This is a genomic window from Rheinheimera sp. WS51 (assembly GCF_050936095.1).
GTDB lineage: Bacteria > Pseudomonadota > Gammaproteobacteria > Enterobacterales > Alteromonadaceae > Alishewanella.
In genome coordinates this window covers 58121-77166 of record NZ_JBOTRC010000001.1, presented here as the reverse complement: position 1 = coordinate 77166, position 19046 = coordinate 58121, and the positions used below count along the sequence as shown (strand labels likewise).

The window sequence follows — 19046 nt, the reverse complement described above, 5'->3', positions numbered from 1 at the left end:
AATCCGTTAGTCATTTGTGTTTCAGGAGAACAGTAGAAGTACATGAAGCCATCTTTGCAACTTCGCTTAGGACAACAGCTGACCATGACACCCCAGTTGCAGCAAGCTATTCGCTTATTGCAACTGTCTACTATTGAATTACAGCAAGAGATTCAAGAAGCGCTTGATGCCAATCCTTTACTAGAAGCTGAAGACGACTACACTTCACAAAAGGAAGAATCATTACAACAAAATAGTCAAAAAACAGATGACTCAACACCCGAGAATGACTCAAAAACAGATATCAGCGAAACTGACGCCAGTGAAGCATTAACCGACAATAATATTCAAGAAGATCTGCCATTAGATAATGACTGGGACGACCTCGTTAGTGCAACACCGGTTAGTTCTGGAAGCAGTAGCAACAGTGATGACGATACCGCATATCAAGGAGAGACAAGCCAAAGTCTGCAAGATTATTTACGTTGGCAAATGCAATTAACGCCCTTTTCTCAAGTCGATTTAATTATTGCAGAAGTGATTATTGAAGCAATAGATGAAACTGGCCTATTGACTATTAGCTGTGAAGAAATACTGCAATCACTAGACTTACCTGATGTTGAAGCTGATGAAGTAGAAGCGGTGATAAAGCGGATCCAACTATTTGATCCTATTGGCGTTGGCGCCCGCACAATTCAAGAATGCTTATTAGTCCAATTACGTCAATTTCCGCAAGAAACAGCCTTTTTAGCCCAAGCCCAGTCGATTTTATTAGAACATTCTGATTATTTAGCTAATCGGGACTTCCGTTCTTTGATGAGAGTGACTAGACTCAAAGAAGATGAGCTAAAACAAGTTATGCAATTGATACAAAGCTTAAATCCTCGCCCTGGTGCTGATGTGATTAGGCAGGAGCAACAATATGTTATTCCAGATGTTAGTGTAAAAAAAGTTAAAGGCCGTTGGCAGGTTGAGTTAAACACTGAGACTATGCCGAAAATACGAGTTAATCAACACTATGCGGCTATGTCGAGAACGGCAAAAAATAGCAACGACAGCCAATTTATTCGTTCTCATTTACAAGAAGCAAAATGGTTTATAAAAAGTTTAGAAAGTAGAAACGAAACGCTGTTAAAGGTGTCCAACTGTATAGTGCAGCAGCAACAGGCGTTTTTTGAACATGGCGAAGAAGCCATGAAACCCATGGTATTAAATGATGTGGCAGAAATGGTTGGCATGCATGAGTCAACTATTTCAAGAGTAACAACCCAAAAGTACATGCATACGCCAAGAGGAATATTTGAACTTAAGTTCTTTTTCTCTAGTCATGTGAGTACAGATAGTGGCGGCGAATGTTCATCCACTGCTATTCGTGCCTTTATTAAAAAATTAGTGGCGGCGGAAAATCCGGCTAAACCGCTAAGTGACAGCAAAATGGCCGAAATATTACTAGAACAAGGGATAAACGTTGCAAGGCGAACTATAGCCAAGTATCGTGAGTCTTTATATATTCCACCGTCAAACCAGCGCAAGACCTTAATATAAGTAATTAAAAGAAGGAATAGCCTATGCAAATCAATCTTACTGGTCGTCATGTTGAAATCACAACTGCATTAAAAGAGTACGTAGACACTAAGTTCGCAAAATTAGCACGGCATTTTGAGCATATTACTAACGTAAATGTTGTTTTAACTGTCGAAAAAATAAAACAAATAGCAGAAGCTAAGATTAACTTAAGTGGTGCTGAAGTATTCGCCGTCGCTGATGATGAAAATATGTATGCAGCCATTGACCAGCTAATCGATAAACTTGATCGACAAGTTATTAAACACAAAGAAAAGTTAACTCGACACTAAAGCATCTATGATAAATTTAACCACCATGCTCACGGAGAACTGCACTAAAAGTGCAGTTCTTTTTAATAGTAAAAAGCGTATTTTAGAATATATTGCTGAGCTAGCGCAGCAGCAATTACCTGAAGTCACCGAGTACAGTATTTTAGAAGCACTAATGGCGCGAGAAAAGTTAGGCTCTACAGGTATAGGTGGTGGTATCGCCATCCCCCATGGCAAACTAAGCAACGTGGTCAAGCCTATTTTAGTCTTTGTTGTTAGTAAAGAAGCGATCGCTTTTGACGCTATAGACAATCAGCCGGTTGATATTTTTTGTGCCATTTTAATTCCAGAAGATCAATGTCAATCTCATTTAAGTACGTTGTCTAGTATCGCTAAATTACTCAGCCAGAAAGAATTAACCAAAAAAATTCGTGCCGCCGAAACTAATCAACAACTTTATCAGCTCCTAATGGAGCATTGCGAGGTTAACTCATAATGATGAAGTTACTTGTTGTTAGTGGCCGTTCTGGATCAGGTAAGTCGGTAGCTTTACGGGTAATGGAAGACTTAGGATATTACTGCGTTGACAATATTCCGGTTAACTTACTGCCGACACTGGCAACAACGGTTATGGGACAATATGAGCGAGTTGCCGTCAGTATTGACGTGCGCAACCTGCCAGAAAACCCAGATGACTTAACCGAAATTTTATCTTATTTACCGCGTAAAGTTGATTTACACATATTATATTTAGATGCTGATCATAGCACCTTAATTCGCCGTTTTAGCGAAACTCGACGTATGCACCCGCTTTCACATAAGGCCATGTCATTAGATGAAGCTATTTTGCGTGAACAGCAGTTGCTTGATCCTGTAGCAAGCAGCGCAGACTTATATATCGACACCACAGAGCTGAATGTACATCAACTAGCAGAGCAGTTACGGGAGCGCATATTAGGCCAAAAAACCGGTCGCTTAGTTATACTATTTGAATCTTTTGGTTTTAAATATGGCATTCCTAAAGATGCCGACTATGTATTCGACGCCAGATTCTTACCTAACCCACATTGGGAGCCGGACTTAAAACCTCTAACAGGACTTGATCAACCAGTAAAAGACTATCTAGCTTCTCAACCCGTTGTTGCTAAATATATTTGGCAGATTAATAGTTTCATTAGTAGCTGGCTACCTCACTTAGAGCGTAATAATCGTAGCTATTTAACTGTGGCGATTGGCTGTACTGGAGGGCAACACCGTTCAGTGTATATAGCTGAATGCTTAGCAGCTAGCTATCGCAGCCATCGAGATGATGTTCAACTACGTCATCGCGAACTAGTCCGACACCATCAGCGTCAAAGCTAATCCTCGATGCAATGCAAGCAAGATGTCACTATTGTTAATCAGCTTGGCTTACATGCCCGAGCTGCGACTAAACTCGCGCAATTATGTCAGCAGTTTTCCGCTAAAATAGAGTTAATTCAAGAGCAGCAAGTTGCTGATGCCAGCAGTGTTTTAGCATTGTTAATGCTAGCGAGTAGCAAAGGCAAAACAGTACAAGTAGCAACTGACGGTGAAGACGCTGAGCAAGCATTAGCTGCCGTTGTAAATTTAATTAACAATGGCTTTGACGAAGCCTAGAGCCGCTAATAGCAAGCGTGCTGTTTAGTTTTATTGTTTTATTATTACTGGTCACCGTTGGTGGCTGATGATTTTTCCACTGCTTTATCTAGCGGTTTTTCTATTACGGCATTATCACCTATATTTTCTAAACCTGTCGTTTTATCAATAGGCTTTAATTCAAGGTGAATTGCTGCCTTTATTAGCATATGAGCACTAATCGGTGCTGTGATCAGCAAAAATATCGTGATCAATAATTCATGAGCACTATAAGAACCATGACTGCTAAAGAAAAATATCGCACCTAAAAGAATGCCGCCCATGCCTACGGTGGTCGCTTTTGTGGGGCCATGTAAGCGCATAAAAAAATCTGGCATTCGGGTTAAACCAATTGAGCCAATTAAAACAAAGCTACCACCAAGCAAAAGAAAAAAAGCCACTACCCACTCTAAAAACTGTTCCATATCGGCTCCTATTCTATGATATCGCCACGTAGCAAAAACTTACAAATAGCCACAGTACTAACAAAGCCCAGCATGGCTAACAATACTGCTGCCTCAAAATAAAGCCAAGAGCGCATTAACAAGCCGTACAACGAAATTAGTGCAATGCTATTAATATACATAGTATCTAGTGCTAACAGTCGATCTGGCAAGCTAGGGCCACGTAATAAGCACCAAAGATTTAATAATAACGCCACACTGATCATGGCAAAAACAATTAAAATAACGTTATCTAACATTGAAAAATTTCCTTTAATGGCGCCTCATAGCGCTGCTTAATGGATTCAATCAACTTTGCTTCATCGGATAAGTTAAGCACATGGATCAACAACCACCGTTGCGGTAATGGCTGGCTACTATCAATAGAGTCATCATGTGGGTAAATATCCGCACTCACTGTCCCTGGAGTCATCGATACCGTATTGGCTAAGATGGTTAAAGGCAAACTATGATGAATATCAATAGGCACCCGAACAAAGGCCGGCTTTAACTTGTGCCTTGGGCCTAAAATAATAACGGCAACCTCTAGGTTAGCCGCCACTATATCTCCTAATACCCGTAACATATAGCGAGCAACGAGCAGTGGCTTTTTAATTCGCGGCTGCTTATCACGAAACTTAGTGGTTATTAAAGGTAATACTACCGCTAAAATAACAGCAAAAAATAAATGGATAGGCGCCAAACTCTGATTAAGTAGTAACCAAACCGTAAATAAAACCAAACTAGTAAAAGGAGAAGGCAGTAAGCGATTGTGCATTATTTAACTCCTAAGTTTGGTTTATTCAATATCCGCTGGGTTAACTCGCTCACCTCGTACAGCTGAGTTGCACTACTTTGGCTAAGCTTAGTCATTGGCCCTGCGAATACCACTAATAAAACACTGGCCAGCAATAACCAGAGCACTGCAACAACTTGCAGCGGTTTAGCATGTTCAGCGTCAGATTCAGAGCCACTGACTCGCCAAAACAACATAGTGCCAGCACGCGACAAACCAATAATAACAATCAAGGTGCAGCTAAGCGCAACACCCCATAGCAATGCCTTCTGAACAGGTTCAGTTACTGCTTGTAAAATCATTAGTTTACCAACAAAACCTGAAAATGGCGGAATACCTGTCACACTCAAAACCGCAACTAAAAACATCGCACCTAACAAAACTGGCTGAGCAATGCGACGTCCGGGCACTAAGCGATCAGCCGCCTTACCTCTTTGATTCGCCACTAAGTCGGCTATTAAAAATAAAGCAGCACAGACCAAGGTTGAATGCACAGTGTAAAACACCACGGCACTAGCTGATAATTCAGTTTGTACTGCCACTAAGGCCACTAAAGTACCAACAGAAATAAGCACTAAGTGAGCAACCACTTTACGAAAGTCTTGGCTTGAAATAACCCCTATAGCACCAATTACTATAGTCACTAGGCCTATTGGCCACAACCAAGCTGAGGCTATGCCTGATAAAGCCCCCGCATGTTCACCAAAAATAGTGCTATACACTCGTAATAAACCATAAACGCCTATTTTAGTCATAACCGCAAACATAGCTGCCACAGCAGGAGAAGCCGAAGAGTAAGTCGCTGGCAACCAAAAATGTAAGGGTAAAATTGCCGCTTTTAATGCAAATACAATCATCAGCATTAAGCCACCAGCTTTAACCAACATAATATCTTCAGGGGCTACATTGGCTACCTTGCCCATCATATCAGCAATATTTAATGTCCCTAAGGTGCCATACAGCACAGCTAGCGCAATAAGAAAAACCGCCGAGCCGGTTAAATTTAAAGCAACATAATGTAAAGCGGCCTTGGTTTTATTTTTACCGCCGGCATGCACTAATAGGGCATAGGAGGCAATTAGCAATACCTCAAAAAATACGAACATATTAAACAGATCACCTGTTAAAAATGCCCCATTAATACCCATCACTAAAAACTGGAATAACGGATGGAAAAAAGAGCCTTTTTCATCCTCACCCGCACTCCCGTAAACAATAGCGCCAACGGCTAAAAAGCTGGTTACACACACCATCATTACCGATAACGTATCGGCAACTAACACAATACCAAAAGGTGCCTGCCAATTGCCCACTGCATAATGCAATATGCCGTGCTGCTGCACTTTTAAAAGTAACACCACTGCAATCACAAGCTGAATAACGGCCGAGGCCATACTAACCCAGCGACGTCGAGCTGGTTTACGATGCAAAGGCGGTAGAATAATCAATAACGCAGTTAACATTGGCAAAATAACGGGTAAAACAATTAAATGCCACATTAGCGCTGTCCCTTCCCTGTTTCGGGTAATTTACCATCAACATGGTCATTACCAAGGTCCGCTCTAGCTCTAATCGCTAAAATCACTAAAAAAGCCGTCATCGCAAAACCTATTACAATCGCGGTTAACACTAAGGCTTGCGGTAATGGATCAGCATAATGATCAGAGTTACCTAAAACTGCGGCACCTCGTAACGTCAGCCGTCCAGATGAAAATATAAATAGATTAACGGCATAAGATAGCATTGTTAAGCCCATCATCACGGGAAAGGTTCTACCTCTGAGCATTAAAAAAACGCCGCAACTTGTTAAAAAGCCAATACAAATGGCAACCAGTGTTTCCATTAAATGGACTCCTTATGAACGGGCCGATGGCTGGTCGTCATTTTACCTAGGTTAGCTAGAATTAATAACGTTGCCCCTACCACTGTGATATATACCCCTAAATCAAACGCTATGGCACTCGCTAGCTCGATATCGCCTAACAATGGGATATGATAATGATCAAACCAAGAGGTTAAGAAAGGCCTATCAAACAATATACTGCCCATACCCGTTACTAGAGCAATAGTTAACCCCACCGCAATAACACGCTGGAAGTCAACATCCACGCGGGCTTTAACCCAATCGACACCGTGTGCAATATACTGCAAAATAATGGCCACCGCTGTTACTAAGCCAGCAATAAAGCCACCGCCTGGTAAGTTGTGGCCTCTAAAGAAGATAAACACTGACACCATTAAGGCTAAGGGTAATAAACTTTGTGACACTGTCGCTAACAGTAACGAATGACGCTCGGTACTCCATGGACGCCCTTCTCCATCACTACTTGGTTTAAAGAGAGGAATACGTGTTAGCAGTTTAAATATGCCTAGTGCAGCAATACCTAAAACGGTAATTTCACCTAAGGTATCAAAACCACGGAAATCGACTAAAATAACGTTAACCACATTAGTACCACCGCCACCGGTTTTAGCATTGGCAATAAAAAAGTCAGAAATAGTAGTAAAAGGACGAGTCATTAAAGCATAACTTAAACTGCCCACAATCACACCAACCATACTGGCAATACCAACATCAGACAATACACGTCGCGCACTAGATTGCTTTGGTGTTTTATGCGGTAAAAAGAATAGCGCTAGCATTAATAATATAATCGTCACTACCTCAACCGATAACTGCGTTAACGCTAAATCCGGAGCAGAAAAACGCATAAAGGCAATAGAAACAATTAGACCTACCACCGAGATCATCAATAAAGCAATTAAACGCGAGCGGTGTAATATAGTAGTAGCAAAAGCTCCTATTAATAATAAAGCAACACCCGCCATATCTACAGCATCTACCGGAAGCTCAGGACGCCCCCCCCATAGCGTATCTAATTTTATTAGCGGTAAACCAGCTAAGACAATAAAACAGAGCAACAATAGCTTCATATAACGCTGCATAGAGCCATTATCAAACCAGCCGTACACGCTATGACAGCCATTGATAAATTTAGCGATATAAGTTTCAAAGCTTTGTAGTACATCTATACCAGGCAGCATATGTTGAAAATCAAATAAATGCTTGCGGTTCACATAGATCACAGCCCCGCCTATCAAGGCTAGAGCACTCATCAATAGCGGAACATTAAAACCATGCCAAATCGCGATACTGTATTCAGGCACAGGGCCACCAAGCACCGAAACAGCGGCTGAATTTAAAATATCTTGAACAAAATAGGCAGGAAAAATACCGACTAAAATACATAAAGCCACTAATACTTCTACCGGGATCCGCATATAGCGAGGCGGTTCTTTTGGTGTTTTTGTTAAGCCTTTAGGTTGACCATTAAAAAACACATCATGGATAAAACGCATTGAATAAGCTACTGAAAACACACCGGCTACAGTGGCTAATACAGGAATAACCCATGATAAAGACCCCAACAAATGCTGGTGCAAGGTTTCGGTGAAAAACATCTCTTTAGACAAGAAACCATTAAGTAATGGCACCCCCGCCATTGCAGCAGCCGCGACCATGGCTAAGGTCGCGGTTATCGGCATAAACTGCCAAAGGCCATTAAGTTTACGCATATCACGCGATCCGGCTTCATGGTCAATAATACCGGCGGCCATAAATAACGAAGCCTTAAAAGTGGCATGATTAATAATATGAAAAATACCCGCTATTGCCGCTAAATCTGAGCCAATACCAAATAACATGGTAATTAAACCAAGATGGCTAATAGTCGAATAAGCTAACAAGCCTTTTAAATCATGCTTAAATAAAGCAAGGTAGGCACCAATTAATAAAGTTATTAATCCCGTTAAGCTAACAATCACAAACCATAATTCTGTGCCAGACATCACCGGATAAAAACGAGCTAATAAAAAAATACCGGCTTTAACCATAGTCGCTGAATGCAAGTAAGCACTTACCGGCGTTGGTGCGGCCATGGCGTTAGGTAACCAAAAGTGAAACGGAAATTGCGCTGACTTCGTAAAGCAACCAATAAGAAACAGCACTAACATCAGCGGATATAACGGGTTTTGTAAAATAATATCCTTACTGGCAAGCACGGTATCTAAATCATAACTACCTACTGTTTGGCCAATTAAGATAAAAGCCGCTAATAATGCTAATCCACCCGCTCCTGTTACCGTTAATGCCATCCGCGCCCCTTGACGCGCTTCAGTTTGATGCCACCAGAAACTAATTAATAAAAATGAACTAATACTGGTTAGCTCCCAGAATAACCACAATTGCAAGATATTACCTGACAGCACTATGCCTAACATGGCTGTCATAAAGAGAATTAAATAAGCGTAAAAGCGCGGCATAGAGTCTAGCTTTGATAAGTAATAGCGCGCATATAAAATAATCAGTAAACCAATACCAAGAATTAATAAACTAAATAAATAGGCTAAACCATCAAGGCGAATAACAATATCTAAACCAAGTAACGGTACCCATTCTAAATCAAACCGTAAAACCTCGCCGCTAAAAATGCTACTGGTAAAAGAGAGCAATATCGTCAGGGCGATAGCAGGAGCAATAGCCGTTAATAGCGCACAGACACTACGACTGGTTTTAGCACTTAATACTGGTACTAAGGTGCCAAGCATTGGCAACAACAAGATCCATAGCAGTGTCATAGTTACAGCGTGTCCTTATAGCGATTAGCGAATGAAAAAAAGTTATATATTGTGGGCGGCACTAAACCGCAGCTTGCCACTTGTGGCGACTTAATCTTATGTGTCACAGATAAAAAATAACTGCTGCCATTGTGGCGTTATATATACCGTTATCTTAGTGAAAAGTCTATAAATCAGCAGCATTTACCGCTGTTGTTAGTCTCAGTCTACCGCGTGTTTAACGAGACAATCCTCCCTTTTATGCCACCCTAAACCTTATTAACTTTGCTATGCTCTAATCATGTTTATTTATCTAAAACTGCATAGAACCTATTGGAGCTAAAATGAAAACAAGAATAGAACAAGACAGCATGGGAGAGTTACAAGTTCCTATTAACGCTTTATACCAAGCCCAAACACAGCGCGCGGTGCAAAACTTCTCTTTTAGCAACTTAGTATTTCCTAAACGTTTTATTGCTGCCTTATTGCAAATTAAAACCGCCGCCGCACAAGCTAATAATCAGCTTAACTTACTTGATAATAGAATTTGCCAAGCAATCTGCCAAGCGGCTGAACAACAATTAGCCGATATTGATTTGCAGCAATACCCTATCGATATATTTCAGACAGGCTCTGGCACTAGCACTAATATGAATGTTAACGAAGTGCTTGCCACTTTAGCCAGTCAAGCACTAGGTGAAACCATTCATCCGAATGATCATATCAATTTAGGTCAAAGTAGTAATGACACTATTCCTACCGCTATTCATGTCAGCGCAGTGCTCGCCATTGAGCAACAACTGTTACCGGCAATAGAGCGCCTTCAACAAAGTTTAGCAAAGAAAATTGCTGCAGTTGGCCATATTGTTAAAACAGGTCGTACCCATCTAATGGATGCGATGCCAGTCAGCTTCGAACAAGTCTTAACAGGTTGGTCTAGTCAGCTGCAACATAATCAACAACAACTAGAGCAACAATTACAGCAATTGTTAGGCCTGGCCCAAGGTGGCACTGCCGTTGGCACGGGAATTAATGCTCATCATGACTTTGCCGCTATTTTTTGTCAAAAACTTAACTTACTAACAAAACAACAATTTCGCCCGGCAGATAACTTTTTTGCTGCTATTGGCTCGCAAGATAGTGCGGTAGCTTGCTCTGGTAGTTTAAAAACCTTAGCCGTTAGTCTAATGAAAATAAGTAATGATTTACGCTGGATGAATTCAGGCCCACTAGCTGGCATGGCCGAAATTGAATTGACAGCTTTACAACCAGGCTCATCAATTATGCCAGGCAAAGTTAACCCAGTAATTCCAGAAGCCACGGCTATGATCTGCGCCCAAGTAATAGGTAACGACAGCACCATCACCCTTGGCGGCCAATCAGGTAATTTTGAACTAAATGTAATGTTACCTGTTATTGCCTATAACTTACTACAAAGTATTGAACTTCTCAGCAACGCCTGTAATGCACTAGCTACCCAAGCCATAGATAGCTTCGCTGTTAACCAAGCCCATATCAGTGAAGCGTTAGCATTAAACCCTATCTTAGTCACAGCTCTTAACCCCCTAATTGGTTATAGCCAAGCTGCCAAAATTGCAAAAAAAGCCTATCAAGAAAAAAGGCCGGTGTTAGACGTCGCAATTGAATTAACCGATTACAGTAAAGCAGAATTAGAGCAACTCCTAAATCCAGCAAACTTATGTAAAGGAGATAATATCAAGTAATTAGTGCTCACCATTAACAAGATATTCTACAAATAGATTTTCTGATGCAACAATTCAAAAAATATTGTTAATTATTAACTCTTTGTCGTTATAATCGCTTCTTTATTTTATATCAGAATAATTAAAGCAAAAAATAAGGAAGCAGTTCAATGGAAAGTACACAAAGTTCTGAACAGAATAGTCAAAGTTTAGCCGCAGGCAGATCAGCGAATATTACATTTAGTGGTAAGGCAGGTGAGTTCTTTGGTATTTGGATTGTTAACCTATTACTTAGTATTATTACATTAGGTATTTATAGTGCTTGGGCAACAGTAAGAACTCGTCAGTATTTTTATGGCCACACCAAAATTGAGCAACAATCTTTTCATTACTTAGCCTCGCCAATACAAATATTAAAAGGTCGTATTATAGCAGTAATCGTTTTTGCTTTATTTTTTATTGCCTCTTCACTATCGCCGGTTGCGGCAATCATACTGGCAGTTTTATTCACCCTAGTATCACCTTTACTTATTGTTCTAAGTTTAAAGTTTAATATGCGTATGAGCCGTTATCGTAATGTCCGTTTTGCTTTTCATGGTAACTATTTAGGGGCTTTTACTTATTTTATTTTATTACCCGCCTTTTCTGTTTTATCGCTATATTTAGCTTTGCCTTGGGCGCTAAAGAAAATAGATCAATATATTTGCAGTAACATCAGTTTTGGTGGTCAAAAAATGCAAGTTAATACTGAGCCAGGGCCTTATTACGTTGCAGCTTTAATCGCTATGGCAGCTATTTTCGGCCTGATCTTCGCCTTAGTAATTATTGCAGCAATCACTGCAGGCATCATAGGCATGAGTGATATAGGTAGCAGCGGTAACGCTGAAGTTTGGGCATTATTGATTACAGGTTCTATCATGGTGATATACTTCCTTGGCTTTGCTTTAAGTGGCGCTATTTACCATGTATATGTACGTAATTATCTATTCGAGCGTACAACATTGCCTGGTATTGCAAGCTTCCAATCTAAAATGAAAGTTATGCCGTACTTAATGCTTATCATCACTAATCTATTAGCCATTATTTTCAGCCTAGGCTTAGCTTATCCTTGGGCTAAAGTGCGTAAAGCGGCCTATTTAGCGTCTGTAACTTCATTAACTATTTATCCACAAGCCGATTACTTAGTTGACGAACAACAAAGTGAAAGCCAGGCTTTTGCTGAAGAGGCCGTAGGCTTGTTCGATATTGATATTTCAATAGCCTAATGTCTGACTATCAGCCTATTTTAGGCCAATATCAAGCTGCCGGTAGCAGTCGTTTATACGCTGCTGTTGCCATGCAAACAGCTGCCGGCCAAATTTTGATCCAATGTGCTGAAACTGGCGATACCTTAGCCGAAAGTACGCCTGAAAATTACCGTTATGGCATGGTATTACCAGGATTAGCTGTTGAGTTACGACTAGGTGATGGCGCGTTATTTACCCCCAATGATCCTCAGTTTCGTTGGCCAGCACTGTCTGGCCGCGCCAGTGTTATTGAAAAACTTGAGCGTCATAAGCTAGCAATAGTTAGTGCCATTATTTTATCCCCGCTGTTACTCTGGTGGATTATTGTCGATTTAATGCCTATTGTTGCCAGTGCTGCTGTGCCTTTAGTACCAAGTAACGTCAAGCAACAAATGGGGCAGCAGACGCTTTATGCGCTAAAACAAACCGCCTTACAGCCAACAGAACTTGATGCAGCGCAAAAGGCCAATATTAACTATCACTGGCAAATGGCGATACAACAACTTGAACTTCGTCATAATCGCTATCAATTGCATCTCTATAAATCAGATTTTTTTGGCCCTAATGCTTTGGCATTACCAGATGGCACGGTTCTGATTACTGATCAGCTAGCGTTACTGTTAAAAGATAACCCTGATGCAATCTTAGCTGTGCTTTTACATGAAATTGGCCATGTTGAAGCTGAGCATAGTGTGCGAATGGCTGCGCAATCTCTTGGTTCAACTTTAGTACTTAGTATCTTATTTGGTAACCCTGATGGATTAGCTGACTTATTGCTTGGCTCAGGCTCGGCACTTTTACAAAATGCCTTTTCGCGCGATATGGAGCGAGAAGCCGATCAATTTGCATTAAACCAGCTAACTAAGTTAGGTAAATCCCCACTCGCCTTTGCCGATGCCATGTCAGCCCTCCTTAAGGCCCAGGGGGAGCTTGATGATAACTCGACTAAGTTACTTAAGTACCTCAGCACTCATCCTGGTAGCAAAGAGCGTATTGAACAGGCCAAGCAGCATAAAGCCGTAATCAATTAGCCTTAATTGGCTAATTCCTCTTGCTGTGTTTTGTTGTTATAGTTAAACGAAATGTCTCTAGGATCTTCATTTATGTTTCGTATCGCAACTTTTGCTTGTGCCTTACTCTCTACCGGCCTGATTGCCGCACCGGTAGCCCTAACAGATATCAAAGGCTACGGCTTTGACGCTAAGCGTCAGTTACAACAATTTAATGTCATGGTGTTTGACGATAGTACCGGCAAAGTATTGGCCCGTGGCGATAACAGCCTATTACAACAATATCCAGAGGCTAAAACATTAAAAGGCCAAGGCAAAACGGTACTCCCGGGCTTAATAGATGGGCATGGCCATGTCTTAGGCTTAGGCTTCAATTTATCAATGACTGAATTACGTGGTAGTCAAAGTGAGCAAGCTGCGGTGCAACGAGTGGCAAAATTTGCTGCCGCCAATCCTGATTTAAGCTGGATTAGAGGCCGTGGCTGGAACCAAGTATTATGGCCAGAAAAACAATTTCCAACCAGCGCCCTGTTAGATGAAGCCGTAGCCGATAAACCCGTTTGGTTAAGACGTGTTGACGGTCATGCGGGTTGGGCAAACAGTAAAGCCTTAGCCATAGCGGGTATAACAAAAGAGACTCTAGATCCTGCCGGTGGTGAAATTATTCGCGACAGCAAAGGAAACCCTACTGGCGTTTTAATTGATAACGCCATGAGCTTAGTTGAGCAACATATTCCCAATAACACTGATGCCCAGAAGCGTCATGCATTAAAAGCTGCCTTTGATCATTTATTAGCTTTAGGGATTACCAGTACTCATGATGCTGGTGTTAATACCGATACCGTCAAGCTTTACCAGCAATTAGCGGCTGAACAAGCTTTGCCTATGCGAATTTACCCTATGTTATCGGCTAACGCCCCTCAGTTGCCGCAATGGCTTGAAGCCGGTATTATTGATGATCCTACAGACTTTTTAGATATTCGCTCAGTAAAAATCTATGGCGACGGTGCGCTTGGCAGCCGTGGTGCAGCATTAATAAAACCTTATAGTGATCAACCAGAACAAAGTGGTTTATTGGTTACGCAGCCAGATCAATTAAGCCACATTATGCAGCAAACAATTAATGCCGGATTTCAAACCAATGTCCATGCCATAGGAGACCGAGCAAACCGCTTAGTATTAGACCGTTTTGAAAAGCTAGTGCCAGAAAAAAAGCGCCAGCCAAGCCGTCACCGAATTGAGCACGCCCAAATTGTTGCCCCCAAAGATATTCCTCGGTTTGCCCAATTACATGTTCTGCCTGCGATGCAGGCAGTTCATGCCACTTCAGATAAAAATATGGCAGGCGATCGCTTAGGCGTGGCCCGTTTACGTGGAGCCTATGCTTGGCGCAGTTTTATTGATCAAGGCACTATTATCGTCGGCGGCTCTGATTACCCAGTAGAGCTAGCAAATGCCTTTCATGGCATTCATGCCTCTGTAACCCGACAAAGTCATGATAACCAACCCGAAGGCGGCTGGTTACCAGAGCAAAAATTAACCTTAACCGAAGCTCTGCGTTCTTTTACTGTTGATGCCGCCTATGGTGCTTTTCAAGAAAACAGCATGGGTACCTTAGCCCCAGGTAGCTGGGCAGATTTTATTATTATTGATCGTGATATCTTCCAGATCCCCGCTCAACAGCTGTGGCAAGTAGAAGTAGAACAAACCTATGTTAATGGTAAACAGGTATTTGCAAAATGATAAGCCAAAAGTGGAGTAAGTTAATTCGCGGCTTACAGCAAAAAAAACAACGTAAACTTGAACAATGTTTTATTGTTGAAGGTGAAAAAGCCGTGCTTGAGCTATTAGCCTCTACTTGGCAAGTAAAAGCCTTATTTGCCACTGAACGCTTTTTACAACAACACGCTAAAGCCGTTGCCTCGTTACCCTTAGTTGAACAATGCACTGCTGACGAATTAGTTAAAGTAGGTACCTTTTCAACTAATGATGCCGCCTTAGCCGTAGTTGCAATACCAGAGCGCCCCGCTTTTACTCTCACTCAACCTGAATGGGTGCTAGTGCTTGATACGATTAATGACCCAGGAAATTTAGGTAGCATTATCCGTATCGCTGACTGGTATGGCATTAAGCATATTATCTGCTCTGGCGATACCGCCGATAGCTATAACCCTAAGGTAATAGCCGCAGCCAAAGGCTCTTTTTTAAGGGTCAACTTATACTATCAAGACTTAACAGAGTTATTTGCTAAGCAACAGCAACGCCCTGTGCAGCCTATTTATGGAGCTTATTTAGGGGGAGAGTCTATTCACAATTTAGCGCTAAGCCAAGCTGGGGGCTTTATTGTTATGGGTAACGAAGCCAATGGTATTAGCCCTGAAGTAGGCCAGTATATTACAAAAAAAATCACTATCCCCGCTTATGGTTCAGCTGAATCACTGAATGTCGGTATTGCGACGGCTATAATTTGCGATAATTTATGTCGAATCAGCCAGCCTAATCAAGTTTAAACACTTAGTCTAACCAACTCACATGCATTCTATAATATCAGGCGCTACTAGACTTCATTGTCATAAGTAGTGCCTTATTTTATTTGTTATCACGGGCAAGTTGGGCACTTTGTTAATTTTTGCTATAGTATATAGACATTTAGCTACCATCATAGGCAAAGGGAACTTATGTTTATTCGATCTAGTTTAGCCCTCACCATTGGTTTACTCTGCAGTTCTGCTTTTGCGCAACAACCTCACGATCAAGACTTAACTGAATTAAAACAACAACTCGAGCTTCTTAAGAAGCAAGTTGAAATGCTTGAAAAAAAGCTTGAGCAACCCAAGTCACAATCAGAAAAAAACGTTAAAGTAATTAAGCTAGAGTCAACCGGCTCAGCTAGCGAAACTGCCGATATTGAGCGAATGATCGAACAGCACTCTAGTACTGATGACAGCAATATTCTGGTTATAGAAACAACGACCAAAGCACCGCAAGAAAAACAAGATGGTATAGCACTAGGAGGTGCGGTGCGTACCAACTACAGCCATACTTCTTATAGTGACGGTAATAAAAACCGCGGTGGTGATTTTGATTTTGATATTTTCCGCTTAAACCTAAATGGCACTGTAGGTGACGTTTTTCTTAATGCTGAAATTCGTTTTTTTGACTATATGACCGCCGTAAAATATGCCTATGTTGGCTATGATTTCAATCAAGAATGGCAAGTTCAAGCCGGTATTACTCAAGTCCCTTTTGGTAACTGGCCTTATAATTCACATAACTACTTCTTTAGTACCAATTACTATATTGGCTTAGAAGATGATCATGATTTAGGCATTTTGTTTAAGCGTAAGCTCACCGACAATTGGCAGCTTGATTTAGGCTTCTTTAAAAACGACGAGCTAGGTGGCGTTGATGGCTATGTTAGCAGCCGTGCTGATCGTTATTCTTATGACGTTGTTGGCTATAGAACAGCAGATGGCATCTATGACAACCCAGCCCAGCCTATTGGTGAATATAATACTTTTTCCGGCCGTTTTGCTTATCATTTTCAACATCACAATGACTTTAAAACCGAAGTTGGCCTTTCAGCCTTAGCCGGTGGTTTACATAACGGTATCGATCGTGTCGGCAATTATCATGCCTGGGCCTTGCACTTAAATAGCCACTTTCAGCGCTGGAACCTGCAACTACAGCATGGCGAATACGACTACGATATAAACAATGCTGTTCGTATGGCGGTAGGCTCTTATGCTTTTTATGACAGCATGGCAGCTAAAGCCAAAACCAGCACCTTTAATTTAGCCTACAGCTTACCGGTTGAATGGGGTCCTGTAACTGGCCTACAGTTTTATAACAACTACGGTTTAGTGCATGATAAGTCAGACAATACTCGAGATACTATGATGAATGTTACTGGGTTTTCAGTCGCTGCAGGTGGCCTGTTTACCTACTTCGATTTAGTCCACGCTAAAAATCAACCCTTTGTTGGCGGCAGTGCCTCGGGTGATAGCAATGAAACAGAGCGTAGATTTAATATCAATATTGGCTATTACTTCTAATTAATGGTGTAAGGATTCAACAATGACAACCAAAAAAGATCCGATGATTCCAGATGGTGAAGTCACCCCCATTGATACCGATTATCAAGTCGGGCAAGACAATATATTAGTAAAAGTGGGCCCCTTTGGCTTAGATATTCATAACCGGGTGTTTTTAATTTCCGGTTTAGCCATCATATTATTTGTTGCACTAACGGTTATTTTTCAAACCCAAGCTGAACCAATCTTTAGTAGTATGCGTAATTGGCTTACTAGCAACTTAAGCTGGTTCTTTATGTCTGCCGCTAATATTTTTGTTGTGCTTTGTTTAGTGCTCATAGTCTCGCCTTTAGGTCGAGTGCGATTAGGCGGCACAGAGGCAAAACCTGATTTTGGCTATTTAGGTTGGTTCTCTATGCTATTTGCTGCGGGTATGGGCATTGGTTTAATGTTCTACGGCGTATCAGAACCGCTATCTCACTTTAGCAGTTCACTGGGCGGTGTAAGTGTTACCGACGGCGTTCGTACCGACTGGGCGCCACTTGGTGGAGCTGCGGGAGATCCAGCAGCTGCAACGAGTTTAGGTATGGCAGCCACGATATACCACTGGGGGCTACACCCTTGGGCAATTTATGCAATTTTAGCATTAGGCTTAGCCTTATTTTCGTTTAATAAAGGCTTACCTTTAACCATGCGTTCGGTATTTTACCCGCTGCTAGGCGAGCGAGTTTGGGGCTGGCCTGGTCATATAATCGATATTCTAGCGGTATTTGCCACACTGTTTGGTTTAGCTACCTCACTAGGGTTTGGTGCTGCCCAAGCCGGAGCCGGTTTACACCATCTATTTGGTGTTCCAGAAGGCATTAGCGTGCAAATTTTATTAGTCATTGGTATTACGGCTATCGCGTTAATTTCTGTAGTAGCTGGATTAGAAGCAGGCGTTAAGCGTTTATCTGAAATTAATATGGTGCTAGCAGCACTATTATTACTTTTCGTTATTATTGTTGGCCCATCTTTGGCCATTGCCACTGGCTTCTTTTCTAATTTAGGCGCTTACTTTCAACATTTACCCGCTTTAGCGAATCCTTTTGGCCGTGAAGATGCTAATTATAGCCAAGGTTGGACTGCATTTTACTGGGCTTGGTGGATAAGCTGGTCACCGTTTGTAGGTATGTTTATTGCTCGCGTTTCACGTGGCAGAACTGTTCGTGAGTTTTTAATATCAGTACTGGTTATTCCTACTCTTGCTTGTGTATTGTGGATGACAGTTTTCGGTGGCACAGCTATTAGCCAAGTGGTGAAAGATGGTTATGATGCTGCGGTATCTGCGGAATTGCCTTTACAGCTATTTGCTATGTTAGATGCATTACCGTTCTCTCAAATCTCCTCTTTTATCGCTATTATTTTAGTTGTGGTGTTTTTTATCACCTCGTCTGACTCTGGCTCGTTAGTTATAGATACCATTGCCGCTGGCGGTAAAGTTGATGCCCCCACACCACAACGCGTGTTTTGGTGTACTTTTGAGGGCCTAGTAGCTATTGCGTTAATGCTAGGGGGTGGCTTAGTGTCACTGCAAGCAATGGCGGTTTCAACTGGACTACCTTTTACCATAGTATTACTTACAGCAAGTGTCGCGGTAGTAAAAGGACTGATGTCAGAGCCTCGCTAGTCCAGGCCTAATTAAGGC

General features: G+C 41.6%; 18 protein-coding genes. 12 read left to right on the top strand and 6 right to left on the bottom strand.

The genetic code is table 11. The features are described 5' to 3' along the window. Positions 1 to 42: 42 nt before the first annotated feature. From ACRCA4_RS00420 to ACRCA4_RS00400, 5 genes are read left to right on the top strand one after another with little or no spacing between them, the layout of a single operon-like run. Positions 43 to 1524 (top strand): RNA polymerase factor sigma-54, encoded by a 1482-nt coding sequence (locus tag ACRCA4_RS00420; RefSeq protein ID WP_433182568.1) that lies wholly within the window; start codon positions 43 to 45, stop codon positions 1522 to 1524. 23 nt (positions 1525 to 1547) lie between these two features. Further along, on the top strand, positions 1548 to 1835 hold the full coding sequence (hpf, locus tag ACRCA4_RS00415; RefSeq protein WP_433182565.1) for a ribosome hibernation-promoting factor, HPF/YfiA family: 288 nt from the start codon (positions 1548 to 1550) through the stop codon (positions 1833 to 1835). 7 nt (positions 1836 to 1842) lie between these two features. After that, positions 1843 to 2310: a PTS IIA-like nitrogen regulatory protein PtsN gene (gene ptsN, locus ACRCA4_RS00410; protein ID WP_433182562.1), complete on the top strand. Its 468-nt coding sequence runs from the start codon at positions 1843 to 1845 to the stop codon at positions 2308 to 2310. A 2-nt stretch (positions 2311 to 2312) separates the two neighbouring features. Next, on the top strand, positions 2313 to 3176 hold the full coding sequence (rapZ, locus tag ACRCA4_RS00405) for an RNase adapter RapZ (protein ID WP_433184380.1): 864 nt from the start codon (positions 2313 to 2315) through the stop codon (positions 3174 to 3176). 6 nt (positions 3177 to 3182) lie between these two features. Beyond that, positions 3183 to 3452 (top strand): HPr family phosphocarrier protein, encoded by a 270-nt coding sequence (locus tag ACRCA4_RS00400; protein ID WP_433182559.1) that lies wholly within the window; start codon positions 3183 to 3185, stop codon positions 3450 to 3452. A 44-nt stretch (positions 3453 to 3496) separates the two neighbouring features. Here ACRCA4_RS00400 and ACRCA4_RS00395 read toward each other — a convergent pair whose 3' ends face one another. The 6 genes from ACRCA4_RS00395 to ACRCA4_RS00370 are packed head-to-tail and all read right to left on the bottom strand — an operon-like array spanning position 3497 to position 9347. Continuing rightward, entirely contained in the window at positions 3497 to 3895 is a 399-nt protein-coding gene (locus tag ACRCA4_RS00395; protein WP_433182556.1) for a Na+/H+ antiporter subunit G, read from the bottom strand. 8 nt (positions 3896 to 3903) lie between these two features. Further along, positions 3904 to 4173 carry a K+/H+ antiporter subunit F gene (locus ACRCA4_RS00390; RefSeq protein ID WP_433182554.1) on the bottom strand — a complete coding sequence of 90 codons (270 nt, stop codon included), beginning with the start codon at positions 4171 to 4173 and terminating at the stop codon, positions 3904 to 3906. Beyond that, positions 4167 to 4691, bottom strand: coding sequence for a Na+/H+ antiporter subunit E (locus ACRCA4_RS00385; RefSeq protein ID WP_433182551.1), 525 nt, complete (start codon positions 4689 to 4691; stop codon positions 4167 to 4169). Before ACRCA4_RS00385 ends, ACRCA4_RS00390 begins: the two co-directional genes overlap by 7 nt. Beyond that, positions 4691 to 6208 (bottom strand): monovalent cation/H+ antiporter subunit D, encoded by a 1518-nt coding sequence (locus ACRCA4_RS00380; protein ID WP_433182548.1) that lies wholly within the window; start codon positions 6206 to 6208, stop codon positions 4691 to 4693. Before ACRCA4_RS00380 ends, ACRCA4_RS00385 begins: the two co-directional genes overlap by 1 nt. Next, positions 6208 to 6552 carry a Na+/H+ antiporter subunit C gene (locus ACRCA4_RS00375; protein ID WP_433182545.1) on the bottom strand — a complete coding sequence of 115 codons (345 nt, stop codon included), beginning with the start codon at positions 6550 to 6552 and terminating at the stop codon, positions 6208 to 6210. Before ACRCA4_RS00375 ends, ACRCA4_RS00380 begins: the two co-directional genes overlap by 1 nt. Next, complete coding sequence (locus ACRCA4_RS00370) at positions 6552 to 9347, bottom strand: monovalent cation/H+ antiporter subunit A (RefSeq protein WP_433182542.1); 2796 nt, start codon at positions 9345 to 9347, stop codon at positions 6552 to 6554. The genes ACRCA4_RS00375 and ACRCA4_RS00370 overlap by 1 nt, the downstream gene beginning before the upstream one ends. 323 nt (positions 9348 to 9670) lie before the next feature. Here ACRCA4_RS00370 and ACRCA4_RS00365 point away from each other — a divergent pair, with 323 nt between their 5' ends. From ACRCA4_RS00365 to ACRCA4_RS00335, 7 genes are all read left to right on the top strand, one after another. After that, positions 9671 to 11050: a class II fumarate hydratase gene (locus ACRCA4_RS00365; RefSeq protein ID WP_433182539.1), complete on the top strand. Its 1380-nt coding sequence runs from the start codon at positions 9671 to 9673 to the stop codon at positions 11048 to 11050. Between the two features lie 149 nt (positions 11051 to 11199). Then, positions 11200 to 12294 (top strand): YjgN family protein, encoded by a 1095-nt coding sequence (locus ACRCA4_RS00360; RefSeq protein WP_433182536.1) that lies wholly within the window; start codon positions 11200 to 11202, stop codon positions 12292 to 12294. Further along, on the top strand, positions 12294 to 13346 hold the full coding sequence (locus ACRCA4_RS00355) for a M48 family metallopeptidase (protein ID WP_433182533.1): 1053 nt from the start codon (positions 12294 to 12296) through the stop codon (positions 13344 to 13346). The genes ACRCA4_RS00360 and ACRCA4_RS00355 overlap by 1 nt, the downstream gene beginning before the upstream one ends. 72 nt (positions 13347 to 13418) lie before the next feature. Further along, a complete protein-coding gene (locus tag ACRCA4_RS00350) occupies positions 13419 to 15068 on the top strand; it encodes an amidohydrolase (protein WP_433182530.1) in 1650 nt (549 codons plus the stop codon). Further along, a complete protein-coding gene (locus ACRCA4_RS00345; protein ID WP_433182527.1) occupies positions 15065 to 15835 on the top strand; it encodes a TrmH family RNA methyltransferase in 771 nt (256 codons plus the stop codon). The genes ACRCA4_RS00350 and ACRCA4_RS00345 overlap by 4 nt, the downstream gene beginning before the upstream one ends. 168 nt (positions 15836 to 16003) lie before the next feature. Then, a complete protein-coding gene (locus tag ACRCA4_RS00340; RefSeq protein WP_433182524.1) occupies positions 16004 to 17380 on the top strand; it encodes a porin in 1377 nt (458 codons plus the stop codon). Positions 17381 to 17402: 22 nt separating this feature from the next. Next, a complete protein-coding gene (locus tag ACRCA4_RS00335) occupies positions 17403 to 19028 on the top strand; it encodes a BCCT family transporter (RefSeq protein ID WP_433182521.1) in 1626 nt (541 codons plus the stop codon). Positions 19029 to 19046: the final 18 nt, after the last annotated feature.

Coding starts and splice junctions, on each gene's coding strand:
- ACRCA4_RS00380 (WP_433182548.1), bottom strand. CDS start 6,208: ATGTGGCATTTAATTGTTTTACCCGTTATTTTGCCAATGTTAACTGCG.
- ptsN (WP_433182562.1), top strand. CDS start 1,843: ATGATAAATTTAACCACCATGCTCACGGAGAACTGCACTAAAAGTGCA.
- ACRCA4_RS00340 (WP_433182524.1), top strand. CDS start 16,004: ATGTTTATTCGATCTAGTTTAGCCCTCACCATTGGTTTACTCTGCAGT.
- ACRCA4_RS00350 (WP_433182530.1), top strand. CDS start 13,419: ATGTTTCGTATCGCAACTTTTGCTTGTGCCTTACTCTCTACCGGCCTG.
- ACRCA4_RS00355 (WP_433182533.1), top strand. CDS start 12,294: ATGTCTGACTATCAGCCTATTTTAGGCCAATATCAAGCTGCCGGTAGC.
- ACRCA4_RS00370 (WP_433182542.1), bottom strand. CDS start 9,347: ATGACACTGCTATGGATCTTGTTGTTGCCAATGCTTGGCACCTTAGTA.
- ACRCA4_RS00400 (WP_433182559.1), top strand. CDS start 3,183: ATGCAATGCAAGCAAGATGTCACTATTGTTAATCAGCTTGGCTTACAT.
- ACRCA4_RS00395 (WP_433182556.1), bottom strand. CDS start 3,895: ATGGAACAGTTTTTAGAGTGGGTAGTGGCTTTTTTTCTTTTGCTTGGT.
- ACRCA4_RS00375 (WP_433182545.1), bottom strand. CDS start 6,552: ATGGAAACACTGGTTGCCATTTGTATTGGCTTTTTAACAAGTTGCGGC.
- ACRCA4_RS00335 (WP_433182521.1), top strand. CDS start 17,403: ATGACAACCAAAAAAGATCCGATGATTCCAGATGGTGAAGTCACCCCC.
- ACRCA4_RS00360 (WP_433182536.1), top strand. CDS start 11,200: ATGGAAAGTACACAAAGTTCTGAACAGAATAGTCAAAGTTTAGCCGCA.
- rapZ (WP_433184380.1), top strand. CDS start 2,313: ATGAAGTTACTTGTTGTTAGTGGCCGTTCTGGATCAGGTAAGTCGGTA.
- ACRCA4_RS00345 (WP_433182527.1), top strand. CDS start 15,065: ATGATAAGCCAAAAGTGGAGTAAGTTAATTCGCGGCTTACAGCAAAAA.
- ACRCA4_RS00390 (WP_433182554.1), bottom strand. CDS start 4,173: ATGTTAGATAACGTTATTTTAATTGTTTTTGCCATGATCAGTGTGGCG.
- ACRCA4_RS00420 (WP_433182568.1), top strand. CDS start 43: ATGAAGCCATCTTTGCAACTTCGCTTAGGACAACAGCTGACCATGACA.
- ACRCA4_RS00385 (WP_433182551.1), bottom strand. CDS start 4,691: ATGCACAATCGCTTACTGCCTTCTCCTTTTACTAGTTTGGTTTTATTT.
- hpf (WP_433182565.1), top strand. CDS start 1,548: ATGCAAATCAATCTTACTGGTCGTCATGTTGAAATCACAACTGCATTA.
- ACRCA4_RS00365 (WP_433182539.1), top strand. CDS start 9,671: ATGAAAACAAGAATAGAACAAGACAGCATGGGAGAGTTACAAGTTCCT.